Source organism: Paenibacillus spongiae (assembly GCF_024734895.1).
Lineage (GTDB): Bacteria > Bacillota > Bacilli > Paenibacillales > Paenibacillaceae > Paenibacillus_Z > Paenibacillus_Z spongiae.
The window spans coordinates 2,771,797-2,788,473 of record NZ_CP091430.1 but is presented as its reverse complement, the minus strand read 5'-3'; the positions used below and the strand labels follow the sequence as shown (position 1 = coordinate 2,788,473).

The 16,677-nt window shown below is 55.9% G+C and carries 15 protein-coding genes and 1 pseudogene; 2 read left to right on the top strand and 14 right to left on the bottom strand.

Annotated features, from left to right (window positions below; genetic code table 11):
• Window positions 1–32: 32 nt before the first annotated feature.
• The 10 genes and pseudogenes from L1F29_RS12955 to L1F29_RS12910 form a co-directional block, all read right to left on the bottom strand.
• Window positions 33–1,274: a DegT/DnrJ/EryC1/StrS family aminotransferase gene (locus tag L1F29_RS12955; RefSeq protein WP_309252395.1), complete on the bottom strand. Its 1,242-nt coding sequence runs from the start codon at window positions 1,272–1,274 to the stop codon at window positions 33–35.
• Window positions 1,275–1,522: 248 nt separating this feature from the next.
• Entirely contained in the window at window positions 1,523–2,335 is an 813-nt protein-coding gene (locus L1F29_RS12950; RefSeq protein WP_258389683.1) for a 2-oxo acid dehydrogenase subunit E2, read from the bottom strand.
• 96 nt (window positions 2,336–2,431) lie between these two features.
• Window positions 2,432–3,427, bottom strand: a pseudogene (locus L1F29_RS12945) (thiamine pyrophosphate-dependent dehydrogenase E1 component subunit alpha); the annotation flags it as partial.
• 56 nt (window positions 3,428–3,483) lie between these two features.
• A complete protein-coding gene (locus tag L1F29_RS12940; RefSeq protein ID WP_373876540.1) occupies window positions 3,484–4,920 on the bottom strand; it encodes a bifunctional 2-methylcitrate dehydratase/aconitate hydratase in 1,437 nt (478 codons plus the stop codon).
• 107 nt (window positions 4,921–5,027) lie between these two features.
• On the bottom strand, window positions 5,028–6,146 hold the full coding sequence (gene prpC, locus L1F29_RS12935) for a bifunctional 2-methylcitrate synthase/citrate synthase (RefSeq protein WP_258388709.1): 1,119 nt from the start codon (window positions 6,144–6,146) through the stop codon (window positions 5,028–5,030).
• Window positions 6,143–7,033: a methylisocitrate lyase gene (prpB, locus tag L1F29_RS12930; RefSeq protein ID WP_258388708.1), complete on the bottom strand. Its 891-nt coding sequence runs from the start codon at window positions 7,031–7,033 to the stop codon at window positions 6,143–6,145. Before prpB ends, prpC begins: the two co-directional genes overlap by 4 nt.
• A gap of 20 nt (window positions 7,034–7,053) precedes the next feature.
• Entirely contained in the window at window positions 7,054–8,220 is a 1,167-nt protein-coding gene (locus L1F29_RS12925; protein WP_258388707.1) for an acyl-CoA dehydrogenase family protein, read from the bottom strand.
• Between the two features lie 36 nt (window positions 8,221–8,256).
• The gene (locus tag L1F29_RS12920; RefSeq protein ID WP_258389682.1) at window positions 8,257–9,108 is read right to left on the bottom strand and encodes a 3-hydroxybutyryl-CoA dehydrogenase; all 852 of its coding nucleotides are present in this window, start codon (window positions 9,106–9,108) and stop codon (window positions 8,257–8,259) included.
• A gap of 21 nt (window positions 9,109–9,129) precedes the next feature.
• Window positions 9,130–10,305, bottom strand: a complete 1,176-nt coding sequence (gene mmgA, locus L1F29_RS12915) for an acetyl-CoA C-acetyltransferase (RefSeq protein ID WP_258388706.1) — start codon at window positions 10,303–10,305, stop codon at window positions 9,130–9,132.
• Window positions 10,306–10,351: 46 nt separating this feature from the next.
• Window positions 10,352–11,515 (bottom strand): acyl-CoA dehydrogenase family protein, encoded by a 1,164-nt coding sequence (locus tag L1F29_RS12910; protein ID WP_258388705.1) that lies wholly within the window; start codon window positions 11,513–11,515, stop codon window positions 10,352–10,354.
• 294 nt (window positions 11,516–11,809) lie between these two features.
• On the opposite strand from L1F29_RS12910, the gene L1F29_RS12905 reads away from it, so the two are divergent.
• Complete coding sequence (locus L1F29_RS12905; RefSeq protein WP_258388704.1) at window positions 11,810–12,289, top strand: NUDIX domain-containing protein; 480 nt, start codon at window positions 11,810–11,812, stop codon at window positions 12,287–12,289.
• Window positions 12,290–12,319: 30 nt separating this feature from the next.
• Here L1F29_RS12905 and L1F29_RS12900 read toward each other — a convergent pair whose 3' ends face one another.
• Entirely contained in the window at window positions 12,320–13,492 is a 1,173-nt protein-coding gene (locus L1F29_RS12900) for a trans-sulfuration enzyme family protein (RefSeq protein WP_258388703.1), read from the bottom strand.
• 193 nt (window positions 13,493–13,685) lie between these two features.
• On the opposite strand from L1F29_RS12900, the gene L1F29_RS12895 reads away from it, so the two are divergent.
• On the top strand, window positions 13,686–15,044 hold the full coding sequence (locus L1F29_RS12895; RefSeq protein ID WP_258388702.1) for an MATE family efflux transporter: 1,359 nt from the start codon (window positions 13,686–13,688) through the stop codon (window positions 15,042–15,044).
• 70 nt (window positions 15,045–15,114) lie between these two features.
• Here the strand turns inward: L1F29_RS12895 and L1F29_RS12890 are convergent, their stop codons facing one another.
• From L1F29_RS12890 to L1F29_RS12880, 3 genes are all read right to left on the bottom strand, one after another.
• Window positions 15,115–15,876 (bottom strand): sugar phosphate isomerase/epimerase family protein, encoded by a 762-nt coding sequence (locus tag L1F29_RS12890; RefSeq protein ID WP_258388701.1) that lies wholly within the window; start codon window positions 15,874–15,876, stop codon window positions 15,115–15,117.
• Between the two features lie 181 nt (window positions 15,877–16,057).
• Complete coding sequence (locus tag L1F29_RS12885; RefSeq protein ID WP_258388700.1) at window positions 16,058–16,417, bottom strand: hypothetical protein; 360 nt, start codon at window positions 16,415–16,417, stop codon at window positions 16,058–16,060.
• Window positions 16,418–16,440: 23 nt separating this feature from the next.
• Window positions 16,441–16,608, bottom strand: coding sequence for a hypothetical protein (locus tag L1F29_RS12880; RefSeq protein WP_258388699.1), 168 nt, complete (start codon window positions 16,606–16,608; stop codon window positions 16,441–16,443).
• Window positions 16,609–16,677 lie beyond the last annotated feature (69 nt).

The window sequence follows — 16,677 nt, the reverse complement described above, 5'->3', positions numbered from 1 at the left end:
TGCGGAGGATTTTCTTCGCAGCCCCTCTCTATCTACTTCCGGCTATAGAAGTAATTTGCTACCTTGCGGATCCCCGCTCCCATCTCGTCGATATCCTGATCCGTATAAAACTCGCTGATCGATAGTCTCACCGCCGTACGTAAAATTCCCTCCGCAGTCGGGCAGATCCCTCTTTCGTATGTGATTCCCGTCAGATCGAACGGAAAGTGAGAGCCTGCATAGGCTTCGCGCTTCTGGAACAACGGCTGCATGTAGACGACCTCCGGAATATAACCGGGAACGTTAGGAATGCCTTCTTGCGCCAGCGCCTCGCTAAATTCCTCCCTTGAAGCGCCCAGAACTCCTTCATCCACTCGCAGCATATAGAACCAATAGGTGCTTTCGTTACCCGCATTGACCTGGGGGGCGGTTATCCCGTTCAGCCCCGCGATCGCCCATGTCAGCCGCTGCCCGTGATGGCTCCGCGAGCTGCAAATTCCCGGAAGCTTGCTCAATTGCGCGATGCCGACTGCGCCTTGAAGCTCCGTCATCCGGTAATTCGGCGCTATTCCGTGCAAATCGCGGATGACGTCTTGGCCGAGCCGGCGATAGTTTTTGTCCGCGAAGGCATGTGCGGTATGATAGTCTGCTTCGCGGCCGGAATTAACCGTTACGATGCCGCCGTCACCGGTCGAGATGTGCTTAAAGTCATTCGTGCTGAAGCAGCCGTAATCCCCGATCGTACCGGCCAGCCTGCCTCGATATCGCGTCAAGTAGCTTTGCGCGCAATCTTCGATCACTTTCAAGCCGTATTTGCGTGCGATATCCATAATCGGATCCATTTCGCACGGATTCCCGGCCAGGTGAACCGCAACGATCGCTTTCGTCCGGGAGGTGATCCGCGATTCGATCGATACCGGGTCCATGTTATACGTGTGCGGGTCCAAATCGGCGAATACCGGGATCGCATTCTGGTACAGGATGCCTACGACCGTGCCTTGATCCGTTATCGGACTCGTAATCACCTCATCGCCGACACTGACTCCGGCTGCGCCGAGCGCGATATGAATCGCAGCCGTTCCCGATGATGCAGCGACGCTGTAAGGAACGCCATACAGCTCATTAAATCGGGTCAGGAAGGTCTTGACCTTCTGGCCGTAATGATAGAACAGCGTATTCTGTTCGAGCGCTTCCTTCAGCTCCAGCAGTTCCTCGTCTCCGAACCTACGTCCCGTACCGAACGGAACGGTTTTGCTTCGCGGCCCGCCATGCATGGCAAGCAGATGATCATCCATGAGCATACCACCTCCTGCAGATGAAATGTATGATTTAGATACCTGTATCTAACTTGTATTATAATATATCGACAGAGGGTTGAACATATCCTTTTACAGCATAATAGATGGATACGATGCAGAAAAATCGATTACAACCGGCATGATCCAAATATAGAAGAACAGCTCCCTAAGCTGCAGCGCCTCGTGAGCTGTTCATTCTGTCTTATGCTATTCTTGAGAGTTGACGGTTCATATCCATCTGCCGATTAATAGAGCAGCGTACTCGAATCATACCGTTCCAGCGTTTGCTTCACGCTGTTCAGAAACGCAGTGCAGACAGAATGACCGGCTGCTTGCTGATTCAGCGTTAAACAAAGATGAACGATAGATCGTCCGCCAATCGTATCCTGCTTGATTACCGGCCTTTGGACAACCGGACCGATATATAGAACAGCCGTATGCGAATCTGGGATGGACGGATGGGCGGTCACCGCTCCATCTGAACCTGCGGCATGGAGGGCGAAGGTTCCGCTCCTATCCGCCGCTTGGCGAGGATTTACGCAACTCTTCCCGTTCGTCTCTCTCCCTAGCTCGATCGCGAATCCTGCAACGCTCCTTCCATCCGCATGTTCCATGACCGTCGACACCCCGGTATCCGATACGAGCGTGATATGAATCTCTTTCTTCATCGCGATTGAACCGGCTTCCCAGACTGCGTTCATAGCCGGACATTCCTTCAAACCATTCACGACCGCCTTCAAGTAGAAGGGGACATAAGTCAGCTTCACGCCTTCCTTACGCGAGAAGCCTTCTTCATGTTTTCGCAGCAGCTGAACCAGATTGGTGACATCCGCCTCGACCAGCATGGTCGCTGAATCCTTGCCGGCTGCGGTCCGAACCGGCCGGGGAGATACTATATCTGTCCCTAGTATCGTCTTTGCCTGTTCGTTGGCATTCGATGCGGTCTTAGCTTCACGAACGCGGATCTCGCCACGTACATCCTTCCTCGTTACGCGGCCGTTCAGACCGCTCCCCTTAAAGGTTCGCAGATCGAGTCCGTTTGCGGCGGCAAGGCGCATTACAGCCGGCGAGTAATACGGGATCACTTCGTCTCCAGCCTCTTGAACCTTCCGATCGATCATTGCGCCGCTCGGCTTCGGCAGAGGCTCCTTGCTGTCGTAGACATGAAGAAGCGCATCCTCGGGCTTCGGATAGGCCGCCTTCTCCGCATATCGGGTAGACTCGTTTAACTCGTTCATAATGGCTTCGGCATACGAGCGTTCAAGCTCCTCATTCAGAATGCCTAATTCCATCAGATAGCTGCGAAGCTTCAGGATGCCATCGTTCTTCTTGTTCAGCTCCACCTCTTCCTTCGATCGGTAGACCATATCGTCGTCCGACGTGGAATGCGGCGATATCCGGTACATTTTCGCTTCGATCAAGGTTGGCCCCTCGCCCCGCAGCGCCCGCTCCTTGGCCTCCTTCGTTACACGGTAGACCTCAAGCGCATCGCTTCCGTCGACGAGAATGCCCGGAAAACCGTATCCTGCGGCGCGTCCGGATACACTGCCGGCAACCTGCTTGCGTGCAGGAATCGAAATCGAGTATTGATTGTTCTCGCACATGAATATAACCGGCAGCCGGTTGATGCCCGCGAAATTAAACGTCTCGTGCACATCCCCCTGGCTGCTGGCGCCTTCGCCGAAGGTAACGAAGGTTAACCGTTCCTGCCGCTTCATCTTCATCGTCAGGGCGATACCCGCCGCGTGAGGCAGCTGCGTGCCCACAGGACTGGAGCTCGTTACGATACGGAGCCGCTTGCTGCCGAAATGTCCGGTCATTTGCCTGCCGCCGCTGTTCGGATCCTCCGCCTTGGAGAAGGCGAAGAGCATAAGCTCCTTGGTCGTCATCCCGACAGCCAAGACGAACGCGTAATCGCGGTAATAAGGCAAGTAATAGTTCATCTCTTCCCCAAGCGCGAAGGCCGCTGCAGCTTGCGCCGTTTCCTGTCCGATGCCGGATACGTGAAAGTTGATCTTGCCCGCCCGCTGCAGCAGGTGAAGCCGTTCGTCCAATTTACGGGCTAGCAGCATGCAGCGGTACATAGCCAGCGCCTGATCGTCCGTTAACCCGAGCAGCCGGTGCTTCGGGGGATTCGTCTGGTTGGACATGCGAAGCCCACCTTCACTTTAGATCTGGTTGTATCATCAAACGAACAGCCCCTCACTTAGATCGCAAACAGATCGGTAAATGCATGAACCGGCATCCTTGCCAGTCGGTCGCCGCTAGCGATGAGCTCCAGAACTTGGCCCGCTTGTTTGGCCGGCAGACGGCTTCTCAGATTCGTTTCGAATTTCTCCTCCAGCAGCGGAATGGCCTCCATACGTCTGCGCCGGTGCCCGAGCGGATACTCCACTTCGATCTTATCCGTCGCCGTGCCGTCCTGGAACATCACTTGGATCGCATTCGCAATCGAGCGCTTCGTCTCATCCAGGTAATCGACGGAATAGCGCTTTTCTTCGGCTGTGACCATCCGCTTCCTAAGCTCATCGATCCGAGGATCGCCTGCGGCGGAATCCTCATAATGATCCGCCGTCAACGTACCGTAGAGCAGCGCGACGGCTACCATATACTGCAGGCAGTGATCGCGATCCGCCGGATTGTGAAGCGGTCCTGTCTTATCGATAATCCGCAATGCGGATTCATGGGTCATAAGCAGAATGCGGTCGATATCCGCCAGCCGGTCCTTCACAAGCGGATGCAGCTGCAGGGCGCATTCGACAGCCGTCTGAGCATGAAATTCCGCAGGAAAAGAAACCTTGAACAGCACGTTCTCCATCACATAGGTTCCGAATGGCCGGCTCACAGCCAACGGTTTGCCCTGGAACAGCGCATCCTGGAAGCCCCAGGCCGGTGCCGTCAATGCGGAAGGATAGCCGGCTTCCCCCTTTATCGCCATAATAGCCAGCCTGACCCCCCGGCTTGTCGCATCGCCCGCAGCCCAGGACTTGCGCGGGCCCGTGTTCGGCGCATGCCGGTAGGTGCGCAGCGGATGACCGTCGATCCAGGCATGCGAGACGGCATTCGCGATTTCTTCTTTCGTACCGCCGAGCAGCCCGGTTACGACAGCCGTCGTGGCGACCTTCACCAGAATGACATGGTCGAGCCCGACACGGTTAAAGCTGTTGTCGAGCGCGAGGACGCCTTGAATTTCGTGAGCCTTGATCATCGCCGTCAGAACATCCTGCATCGTAAGCGGGGACCTGCCTTCATTCACGTTCTTCCTGCTCACGTAATCGGCAGCGGCAAGAATACCGCCCAAATTATCGGACGGATGCCCCCACTCGGCAGCCAGCCATGTATCGTTGTAATCAAGCCAACGGATCATGCAGCCGATGCTGAATGCCGCGGTGACCGGATCCGTCTGAATCATCGTACCGGGCACGCGTGGCCCGTCAGGTACGATGGTTCCCGGCACAATCGGACCCAGATGCTTGGCGCATTCGGGAAAGCGGAGCGCAAGCAGCCCGCAGCCGAGCGTATCCATCAGGCATAAACGCGCTGTCTCATATGCTTCCGGGCTCACAATCTCACGTTCCGCAACGTATGCGGCAATCGCCGCAAGCAGCTGATCGGGCTCCGGCCTGTCGTTGCTGATCGGCATCGTCATGAGGGAACTCCTTCCTAACGTTATGCGCAGCTAGAATTTGCTGAGTTCTTGTTTGCGGCCTATCTTGGCTTTGCCGCAATTATCGCCGGCATCAAGAGCGATCAGGTACGCTGATCAATCGGAAGCCAGCTTCTCGGCTCAGGACCGGAATAAGAGGCACTTGGCCGGATAAGCCGGTTGGCTGCTCGCTGCTCCATAATATGGGCAGACCATCCGCTGAGACGAGCGAGGACGAAGACCGGCGTAAAGAATTTGGTCGGTATGCCCATGAACCGGTAAGCTGAAGCGCTGTAAAAGTCCAAATTCGCAAAAAGCTGCTTCTCCTGCCGCATGACCTGCTCGATCCGTTCGGATACGACATACAATCTCATATCCCCGGCATCCGAGGAGAGCCGACTGGACCATTCCTTAATAATATCGGATCTCGGATCCGAAACCGTGTAGACCCGGTGACCGAAGCCCATGATCCGCTGCTTTGACGCCAGCATCCGAAGGATTGCATGCTCGGCGTCGTCGGGATTATGGAAGGCGTCGATAAGCTCCATCGCCGCTTCGTTCGCACCTCCATGCAGCGGTCCCCGGAGCGTCCCGATGCCGGTCGCAATGGCCGAGTAAAAGTCGGATAACGTCGATGCCGTTACGCGAGCCGCGAAAGTCGATGCATTGAATTCATGCTCCGCGTAGAGGGTCAACGAAACGTCCATCGCCTTCTCATGAAGCTCGCTTGCCCGGGAACCGTGAAGCAGATGCAGGAAATGGCCGGCGATGCTGTCGCCGCCCGCTTCCGTATCGATTCGTGTTCCGTTCGTATGATAATGATGCCAATACAGCAGTATCGCCCCGCAGCAAGCCATTAGCCGATCGGCGATATCGGCTTGCGTTCGCCCCTCTTCCGGCTCGAAGGCTCCAAGGGCGGATATGCCGGTTCGCAGCACATCCATCGGATGGGTTGTGTCCGGGAGCCGTTCCAATATGACGCGCAAACTGTCCGGCAATGCCCTCAAACCGGCGAGCTTGGACCGGTACAGCCGCAGCTCCGTTTCATTGGGCAGCTTGCCGTAGATAAGCAAGTACGCGGTCTCTTCAAATGCTGCGTTAGCCGCCAAATCATGGATGGAATAACCGCGGTAAGTAAGGCCTCTGCCAAGTTTGCCGACTGTTGAAATCCCGGTTTGCCCGGCAATCACGTCAGCGAGCCCGCCGGTTCTGTTATTCGTCACGGCAGATCCCTCCGATCCGCCCCGAACAGCTGATCCAGCTTCTGCTCGTAATCGTAATAATGCAGGAAGTCGTACAGCTCATCCCGCGTCTGCATAAGCCCGACGGCATTCTTCTGCGTTCCTTCCCATCGGACGAGACGGTATACCTGCAGAGCAGCCGCGCACATGGCACGGTAAGCCGACAATGGATACAGCGCTATCCGGACGCCTACGCCCCCCAGTTCCTCCACCGTAAATAACGGCGTCTTCCCGAATTCCGTTATATTCGCCAGCACCGGTACGCCCACGGCCTCGGTAAAGCGCCTATACTGCTCCAGATTGAGAACCGCCTCCGGAAAAATCATATCGGCCCCCGCTTCGACGCAGGCGCAAGCCCTGTCGATGGCCGCTTCCATCCCTTCCACGGCCAGCGCATCGGTACGGGCCATGATGACGAACTGCGGTTCGTCCCTCGCATCCGCCGCCGCTTTAATCCGGTCGACCATCTCCCCTTTGCCGACGATCGCCTTATTCGGCCGGTGTCCGCAGCGCTTGGCCATCACCTGATCCTCAATATGGACGCCCGCCGCTCCCGCCCTGCTCATCTGCCGGATCGTGCGCGCAATCTGCAGGGCTCCGCCGAATCCGGTATCCGCATCCACAAGCACCGGCAGCTCCGTAACGCTCGTAATGCGGCGGACATCCTCCAGCACATCCTGCAGGGTAGTTATCCCGAGATCCGGAAGACCATATGAAGCGTTCGCGACACCTGCGCCGGAAATATACAGGGCGCGAAACCCGACGCGCTCCGCCATAATGGCCGTATAAGCATTGATCGTGCCCGCCACCTGAAGCGGCTTTTCTTCCTCTAATGCCTCGCGAAACCGCTTGCCCGGAGATTGATTCATATCATCACCGCCTTTATCGATCACTCGCTAAGCAGCTTGTTCCCAATGACAATCCGGTGTATTTCGTTCGTGCCCTCATAAATCTGCGTCACTTTGGCATCCCGGTAGAATCGTTCGGCCGGAAGCTCCTTGGAGCATCCCCGCTGACCCAGCAGCCGTACCGCTTCCCCCGAAACCGCAACCGCCGTATCCGAAGCGAACATCTTAGCCATCGATGCCTCCTTCGTACAGGGCATCCCTGCTTGACGCATCCACGCCGCGCGGTAGACGAGCAGCCGCGCAGCCTCAACCTGGGCGGCCATTTCCGCCAGCCGCTCTCGATCAGATGTCTGTCTCATTTGCCGCTTGCCTAGCGGCTGCTTCGCCGGCGATGACAATGCTGTCTTCGGCAGCATCCAGTTCTTCGCTTCCATTAGGGCCGCTTCCGCGATCCCGAGCGCTTGAGCGGCGATGCCGATTCTGCCGCCGTCGAGCGTTCCCTTCGCAATCGCGAATCCCTCGCCCTCGCCCCCCAGCCTGCGGCTTGCGGGAACGGCCATTTGATCAAAGATCAGCTCGCATGTATTCGATCCGTGGAGCCCCATCTTCTTCTCCCTTCTGCCGATCCGGAGCCCCTCCGTATCCTTATCGATAATAAAAGCTGTAATGCCGCGGGAGCCCTTCCTAGGATCCGTCACGGCAAAAGCGATATAAGTATCTGCTGCGCCCGCATTCGAAATGAACATTTTCGTTCCGTTCAACAGATACTCCTGTCCGCTGCGGACCGCCGTCGTGCGTATCGAGGCGGCATCCGAGCCCGCATGCGGCTCGGTCAAGGCGAATGCGCCCAGCCCTTTGCCGGAAGCCAGCATGCGACCATAAACCGACCGCTGTTCATCCGTGCCGTACTGCAGAATCGGCAGCGTGCCGACCGAAGTATGGACGGACAGAATCACGCCGACCGCTGCGCTTACGATCGAGATTTCATGAATCGCGGCGATATACGAGATGAAATCCGCGCCTGCGCCGCCCAACTCCCGGGAGATGGGAATACCCATCAAGCCGCTCTGCGCCATCGCCCGAATGAGCTCGCCGGGGAATTCGCCCTCGGATTCCATCCGGGACACGGCAGGGGCGATCTCCTTCTTCGCGAATTGCCGAACCGCCCGCCGCAGCGCCTCCTGATCCTTCGTCAACCGGAGCTCCAACGTCCGACACTCCTTTTCGTCTGTCCGCTTCCCCCATTACTCGTATACATAGAAGCCCCGTCCTGTCTTGCGTCCCAGCCAGCCGCCCCTGACATATTGGCGCAGCAGCGGGCACGGTCTGTACTTCGAGTCGCCGAAGCCTTCATGCAGCGTCTCCATGATCGCAAGACACGTGTCCAATCCAATGAAGTCGGCGAGCGCAAGCGGCCCCATCGGATGATTCATGCCCAGCCTCATTACTTGGTCTACCGCTTCGGGTGACGCTACCCCTTCGTAGACGGTATAGACCGCTTCATTAATCATCGGCATCAGAATGCGGTTGGATACGAAGCCGGGGAAGTCGCGCACCTCCACCGCGGTTTTCCCCATCGCTTGCGCCAATGCGCGGACGCTTGCCAGCACATCGGATGAAGTCGCCAGTCCCCGGATAATTTCGACAAGCGGCATGACCGGAACGGGGTTCATGAAATGCATGCCGATTACCCGTTCCGGCCGATGTGTCGCCGCCGCAAGATCGGTAATCGGCAGCGACGATGTGTTCGTCGCCAAGATGGTTTGCGGCAAGCAGATGCGGTCCAGCTCCCGGAATATGGACCGTTTGATCGCCCTGTCCTCAGGCGCCGCCTCAATGACCATGTCTGAAGGACGGGCATCCTCCAGCTTCGCAGATAACCGGACGAGAGCCAGCGTTCGCTCCATCTCATCCTTGGTCATGCGCCCTTTGTCAACGGAACGGGATAATTGATGGCCGATGGAAGCCAGCCCCCGCTTCCCGGCTTCCGGATCGGAGTCGTATAACATAACCGATATGCCGCTCTGCGCAGCCGTCTGGGCAATACCGCTGCCCATTTGTCCGGCACCAACGATCGTCAATGCTCGAATGTTCACCATCCTCACCTCGGCCTTAAGCTAGGGATCCACCCTGATCAATATGGCATCGCCTTGCGCACCCCCGCTGCATATGGCTGCAATGCCGAGTCCCCCTCCGCGGCGCCTGAGCGCGTGGATCAAGCCAAGCACGATTCGCGCGCCGCTGGCTCCGATGGGATGCCCTAATGCGATGGCCCCGCCATGGATGTTTACCTTCTCTTCGTCCCATCCCAGCAGTCGTCCGGTTATGAGAACAACCGCTGCGAAGGCTTCGTTCACCTCGAACAGATCGATGTCTTCCAAGGCGAAGCCGGTTTGCTGCAGCAGCTTGCGGATCGCTAGCGCCGGCGTATCGGCCAGCTCAGACGCTTCGGTGCCGATAGCCGCATGGCCGATAATGGACGCCATCGGCTCGCGGCCGCCCTGCATCGCCGCATCCTTCGACATGACGATGAGAGCAGCCGCGCCATCGTTCACGCCGGGCGCATTGCCTGCGGTTATCGTCCCGTTCGGCTCGAAGATCGGCTTCAGTGAAGCAAGCTTGCCGGCATCCGTATCGGAACGGGGACATTCGTCGGTATCGATTACCGCTGCGCGTGCAGCGATAGTGAAGGGAGTGATCTCATCCTTGAACATGCCCTGCCGCATGGCAGCCGCTGCGCGCACATGGCTTCTCAGCGCCCATTCGTCCTGTTCCTCCCGGCTGATTCCGTGCTTTGCGGCGCTGCGGCTGCCATGAACGGCCATATGCACATTCTCGAACGCGCACCATAAGCCGTCATGGATCATTAGATCCATCAGGCCGGCATCCCCCATCCGGCTGCCCCATCGGGCCGAAGGGACGGCGTATGGCGTACTGCTCATGCTTTCCATCCCGCCGGCGGCAATGAGATCCGCATCGCCAGCCCGGATGATTTGATCTGCCAGCGTGATCGCCCTGAGGCCAGAAGCGCAAACTTTATTAATCGTTTCCGTCTTGACGTTCCAGTCCAAGCCGGCTAGCCGTGCAGACTGCCTGGACGGAATCTGACCGGCGCTCGCCTGCAGAACCATCCCCATCAGAACGCCGTCGACTTTGGCGGAATCGGCACCGGCCCGCAGGAGCGCGCCTTCGATGGCCGCCGCCCCAAGCTGTACGGCACTCACGCCCTTGAACACCCCGCCGAATTTGCCGAATGCCGTTCTTGCTCCGCTTACAATAACCGTCTCGCGCATGGCATCGCCTCCTGGTATCGGATGCTGCTAGAGAGCCGAATCCAGCTTATGAATCGGATTCGGAATCGGCAAGCATCCACCGAGCCGCATCCGCAAGCCCCGCCAGTCCTCCTCCCGTTCCGTAACCGGCTTCCAGACACTTCGCATCCCTCATGTGCCTCTCGACCTGATATTCCTGCATGTAGCCATAACCGCCAAGCACTTGAACCGCTTCAATCGTGACGCCGACCGCCGTCCGAGAAGCAAACTGCCAGGAGAGCGCGGCTTCCTTACGCAGCGATAAGCCTGCTGGATGCCGCCAAGCCGCCTGGCGGGCAAGCAGCCGCGCAGCATCGATTTGGACAGCCATGTCCGCCAGTTTAAACATAATCCCCTGATGACGGCCGATCAGCTGGCCGAATTGCTTCCGTTCCTTGGCATAAGCTGCGGCGGCATCCAGCGCCCCCTGCGCGATGCCGACTGCTTGGGCCGAGGCGCTCAGATGAGCGAGATCCAGAACGGATGCCGCAATCTTGCCTCCCTGCCCGGCTTTGCCAAGCAGGTTTCGCTTCGGTATTCGGCATTGAGTGAATCGGATTTCGCCCGCTCCGCATGATCGAAGGCCCAGAGCCTGGATGTTCCTCCCCTGCGCAAGTCCGGGCGTTCCCCGTTCCACGACGAAAGCGCTGCGTCTTCTGCCCCGCCTGCCTGATTGTTCTTGCGCGAATACAACGAAAATATCCGCGTTCTCCGCATTCACGACATCGGAACTGCTCCCATTCAGGATAAATACGTCATCTTCCGAGCCAACTGTAATTCCGCTGCCGGAACCATTAGCGCCAGAGCCGGAAACGGGAAAACAGCACGCCCCCAGCACCGTACCGCTTGCCATCGCGCCTAGGTACGCCTGCTTCAGCTCTTCGGAGCCGAACATGTAGACCGGCCATGCCGAGAGGGCGACATGCGCAGACAAGACAGCCCCGGTCGATGCGCATGCCTTCGATATTTCTTCCAATGCCACCGAATAGGTAAGCATATCGCTGCCCGCTCCGCCGTACCGCTCCGGCCAAGGGATGCCTGCCAGGCCCAGCAGGCCGATCTCTTCGAACAGTCTCCGGTCGAACCGTCCGTCTTCGTCGCGCCGCCCCGCTCCCGGCGCGATTCTGTTCGCTGCAAACTCCGATACCATGGTCCGGGTTAACGTTAGTTCCTCGGAACAATGAAAATGCATCTCCATCCCTCCTCAACCATTGAATTGAGCGGCTCGGAGCGGGTGGACAAAGTTCGACGATATCCGCGCGTATCCTAGTATATGAACGGCTTCCGGACTCCATGATACGTACAGCCGGGAAATTCAATAGGACGATCCTCTGTCGAATAAGCGGCGCAAGTCCTGTTACCGGGCATAATTTACTGGCTTACGGGTACTATTTTCCAAATCATAGATTTCATCCTATACTAGGTAGAATGAGCAAAAGAAATGATAGATGGACGCATTCATACAAGGAAGAGGAGTTGAGTCAAGATGGAGAAAATCCGGCTGCGGGCTGCTGCGCTCATCATTGAGAATGAAGCTATACTGCTTGTGGAATATAACAACGATGAGGAAGAAGGAGTGCATTACAATTTGCCGGCCGGCGGGGTCGAGCCCGGTGAAACTTTGGTGGAGGCTGCGATAAGAGAGGCTAAGGAAGAAGCTTCCGTAGAAATCGAGGTCGGACCCGTTGCTTTTGTTTATGAATATCAACCCGCTAAAAATCATTACATCTATGGGGATGTTCACTCGGTCGGAATTACATTTGCGTGTAAACGGAAGGAAGGCTCGGTGCCAAGACAGCCCGATCGTCCGGATTCCCATCAGACCGGCGTGAAATGGATTCCCCTTGCCCAGTTAAACAGCATCCGGCTGTATCCCGAAATTACGCAAGATATTCTCGATTATTATGCCGGCGGTACATATCGAAACTATATAGAAGAGCATGAAATTCAGAGAGAGAAGCGCTAGAACGCCCCTCTCCCTGCCTCTTCATTCCACTTAACCCTTATCGTCGTACGCGCCGATCGCTTCGAATGCCGCCGTCATATCTGCCGTTATATCATCCGGTTCTTCCAATCCGATATATAGCCTTACGTATGAAGAACCTTCCTTCGGCGCCATCGCTTGAACAAGCACCAAGCTCTCGTACCCTCCCCAGCTTACGCCAATCCGGAACAGGGCCAGGTGGCTCGCCCACTCCTTCATTTGTTCCGGCGCCAAATCCGCTTCGAATGACAACAGACTGCTGTAACCGCTCATTTGCTTCCGCGCAAGCTCATGCTGGGGATGCGAAGGAAGGCCCGGATGATTCACCCGTCGGATAAACGGCAGCCGTTCCAGGAACCGGGCAATCGCAAGTCCGCTCTCCTGCTGCTGTTTCAAGCGCACCGGCAGCGTCCTTAAGCCCCTCATGACAAGCGCGGCTGTTTGTGCCGTCATGATCCCTCCGATTAAGCTGAATTCATTGTGAAAAATCCGGTCCATCAGCTCCGCTCTGCCGGCAATGAAGCCGCCGAGCGCATCGCTATGACCCGAGATGTATTTGGAAATCGAATGAATGACCAGATCGGCTCCAAGCTGAAGCGGGTTCTGGCAGATCGGCGTCGACCACGTGTTATCGATCAGCACGAGAACGCCCGCTTCATGCGCGATTCTTGCGCATTCGGTTATATCCTGAAGCTGGAAGAACATGCTGGACGGGCTTTCCAGGTAGAGCAGCGACGTATTCGGACGAATAGCCGTGCGTATTGATTCCAGCGACGTGCCGTCCACGAACGTTGTTTCAATGCCAAACTTGCGCAAATAGGTGCTCATGAATGATCTTGCCGGTCCGTACGCCTGATCGATGCATAGGATGTGATCGCCGCTTTGGACCGCGGATAATATCGCAGCGCTTATCGCAGCCATACCGGAGGCGAAGCATCTGGCTTTCTCGGCGCCCTCGAGCTGCGCCAGCTTCTTCTCCAGCTCGTTCACGGTCGGATTGTTCCCTCTTGTGTAGAGATGCCGGTTCACATGATCGGCTGTCGCCTGTTCATATTCCGCAACGCTGGAAAAGGTAAACAAACTGTTCTGATAAATCGGGAAGGTTACCGCACCATGATGGCGTTCATCATGCCCATCATGGACGACTAGCGTTTGTTTCGATTTCGACTGTTCGTCTCTCTTCACTCCGTAATACCTCCATTAACATGCTGATCAATACGATATTATAACAAGACTGACGAGAAGTGGAACGGTTGTGATACAATAAGAAAACTTACCTGTACGTATGAAGGATAGACGAAAGATAATTGAGCAAGCACAGTCAACCTGTTAGCTGCAGTTCCGCTGTCACCGGCTCCACTGGAGGAAATTTTTAATTATGTATCATGCACAAACGATGAAACAGAAGCTGTTCTTGTTCTTATCGATTCTCGGCCCCATCGTCGTCACCCAAATCAGCTATATCGCGATGAACGTCCTGGACACGATGATGTCAGGCCGGGCTGGAACGGATGATTTAGCGGGGGTCGCGGTCGGGTCCAGTCTCTGGATGCCGCTTATGACGGGGATCAACGCCATCCTGCTTGCCGTCACGCCGATTATCGGACATCTGATCGGCCGAGGAAACCGCGACAAGATTGCGAATCCCGCCACTCAGGCCATCTATTTATCCATCGTAATGGCCGTCCTGACCATTGTCGTCGGTGTGTTCACCCTTGATCCCATCTTAACGGCAATGGAGCTGGATCCGAACGTCAGCTACATCGCCAGGCACTACCTGATCGCATTATCGTTTGGGTTCATCCCGCTGTTTGCCAGCTACGTCATCCGATATTTCTTCGAGGCGCAAGGCTTCCCCCGCACCACGATGAAAATTATGCTGGTTGCGGTCCCGATTAACGGATTGTTAAACTATGGGCTAATTTTCGGCCATTTCGGATTTCCGCGCTTAGGCGGAATCGGATCCGGTTATGCCACCTCGATAACATACTGGTTCATATTAATAGCTAGCGTATGGATGACTTTCAGGAAGAAAGAAATTCGGCAGCATAAGTTGTTCGTCCGCTGGTACAAGCCTTCCTTAGCCAAATGGAAAGAACAGCTGTCGATCGGCATTCCGATGGGTCTATCCACTTTTTTTGAAGCAAGCATCTTTGCGGTCGTCACGTTATTCATGGGCGTTATGTTCAATACCGCGACGATCGCGGCGCATCAAGCGACATTGAACTTCACTTCCCTGCTCTTCATGATCCCGCTCAGTATGTCCATGGCGCTGACGATACTGGTTTCCTATGAAGTCGGCGCCGGGCGCAGGGAGCATGCCAAGCAATACGGCGTCCTTGGCGTGAGCATGGCCGTAGGTCTCATGGGGATGCTGGCCATACTGCTGTTCTTCTTGCGCGGACCTGTAGCCTGGCTGTATTCCGAGAATGCGGATGTAATCGAGATGATCAAGATCTTCTTATTGTTCGCCATCTTCTTCCAGCTGTCGGATTCATCGCAAGCTACCCTTCAGGGCGTGCTCAGAGGGTATAAAGATGTGACGATACCGTTTATCGTCGCCTTCGTCTCCTATTGGATTATCGGGATTCCCTCCGGTTACGCACTGTCCGCCTACACAAGCTTAGGCCCGTACGGCTTCTGGGTCGGCATTACAGCCGGGCTGACCTTCGCCACGATCGGCTTCTTCATTCGCCTGCGGATGATTCAGAAGAGGCCCTTACCGGAATCGCGATAGACTGGCGCACAACAAGCCGGAGCCCTTCTGTACGGGGCTTCGGCTTGTTTGGTGCGTTCATTAAGAATCGTTATAATAATTGCTTCAAATTCTGCAGGCTGATCGCAAGACTTTCGAACGGATCGCGGCGGCAGAGATCCTGCTCGACGACATACCATTCGACGCCTGTATCGCGGCAAGCCTGAATAATGTTCTTGAAGTTCATGCTGCCTTCGCCGATTTCCGCAAACACCTGCGCATCATTGACAATGGCCATATCCTTCAAGTGAATGACGCCCATGCGCCCTTTCACGTGATGGATCCATTCCACCGGATCCGCTCCCCCGGCTTGAACCCAATAGGTATCCAGTTCAAACCCGAACGCCTCGGGATCGCTCTCGTCCCGCAAAATTTCCATGCCGCTCTTGCCGTTGTACTTTTCAAATTCGAATTTGTGGTTATGATAGATGAACTGCAGGCCGTATTCCTTCAAGCGTCTTCCAACCTCGGAGGCTTCCTTGGCGAAAGCCGCATAACCCTCGCCGCTTGTCCGATATTCGCCCGGAATACCTCCAAGGCCGACATACGAGCTGTTCCACAACTTGTGCTGCTCAACCACGCTTTCGATATTATTCTTCATATCGTCATAGCTGATATGCGTCGCACATATCGTTAATCCGGCTTCATCGGCAATCTCCTTGACCGTCTTCGGGTCGATCGGGCCAATGCCTGACAGCTGAATCGCTTCGTATCCGATCTCCCTTACTTTGTGCAGCGACTGCTTCAAGTCCTCCGCCGTCTTGCAATAATCTCTTAACGTGTACAGCTGGGCAGCGATGTTGGATAATTTCATCGTATACACCTCCATAGGAATCTATAACTATTCGATTACTCTGCCCTACCATTATTAACCTTATCTTCTTATTAGTAAAGCGCTTTGTGCGATCAACGCAAAAAAGCCCGATCAAGCCGGACGATTAGCGAGAAGGGCCGGTTGACGGGCTATTTCATATGTCCGGTAAAGCGTCGCAAACTTAAGAAACCGGATACTGCTGACGGTATTCCGCCTCGAACCGTTCTTTGACGGAATCGTTGCTTCCTTGAACGGAATGACGGATCTCGTCGATCTCGCGCATCAGATTGCGGATACCGTCCAGATCGCCATCATCAGCGAAACGGCTAACCCCGTCCAGCAGGGACAGCAGCAGCGCTTGGTAGGCGAAATTAAAGCTGGCATCTGTGTCCGACGTCTGGCGATAGCTCCAATAGTAGCGCTTGAACCGTTCAATGAGCGTCTCACCCGAGGCCGGATACTCTGTATCGGATCGCGTCTTCGCAGAAGGGTTCAAGCCGGCATCCATGTTTTCCATATCGAGACCTTCTTTCGTCGTCAAATGGACGTTCTCGCCTTCCGGCGTTACCCCTTTTCCGCTTCCTCGGGTTCGTCGTACTTATTGATGTGAGCCGTTATCGCTTCTACAGCCTCGCCGCCCTGAGTGCTCTGTGCCACTTCCTTAACCTCGTCTTCCGTTTCGTCCAGAAAATTTTGATGGTCCGCGCGGATCGCTTCAATCTTATTGCTCATACCTGCCAGCCTCCTTGGTTAATTGAATAAATCGACTCTGAACAATTATCTGCCCCTCCAAGGTTAATT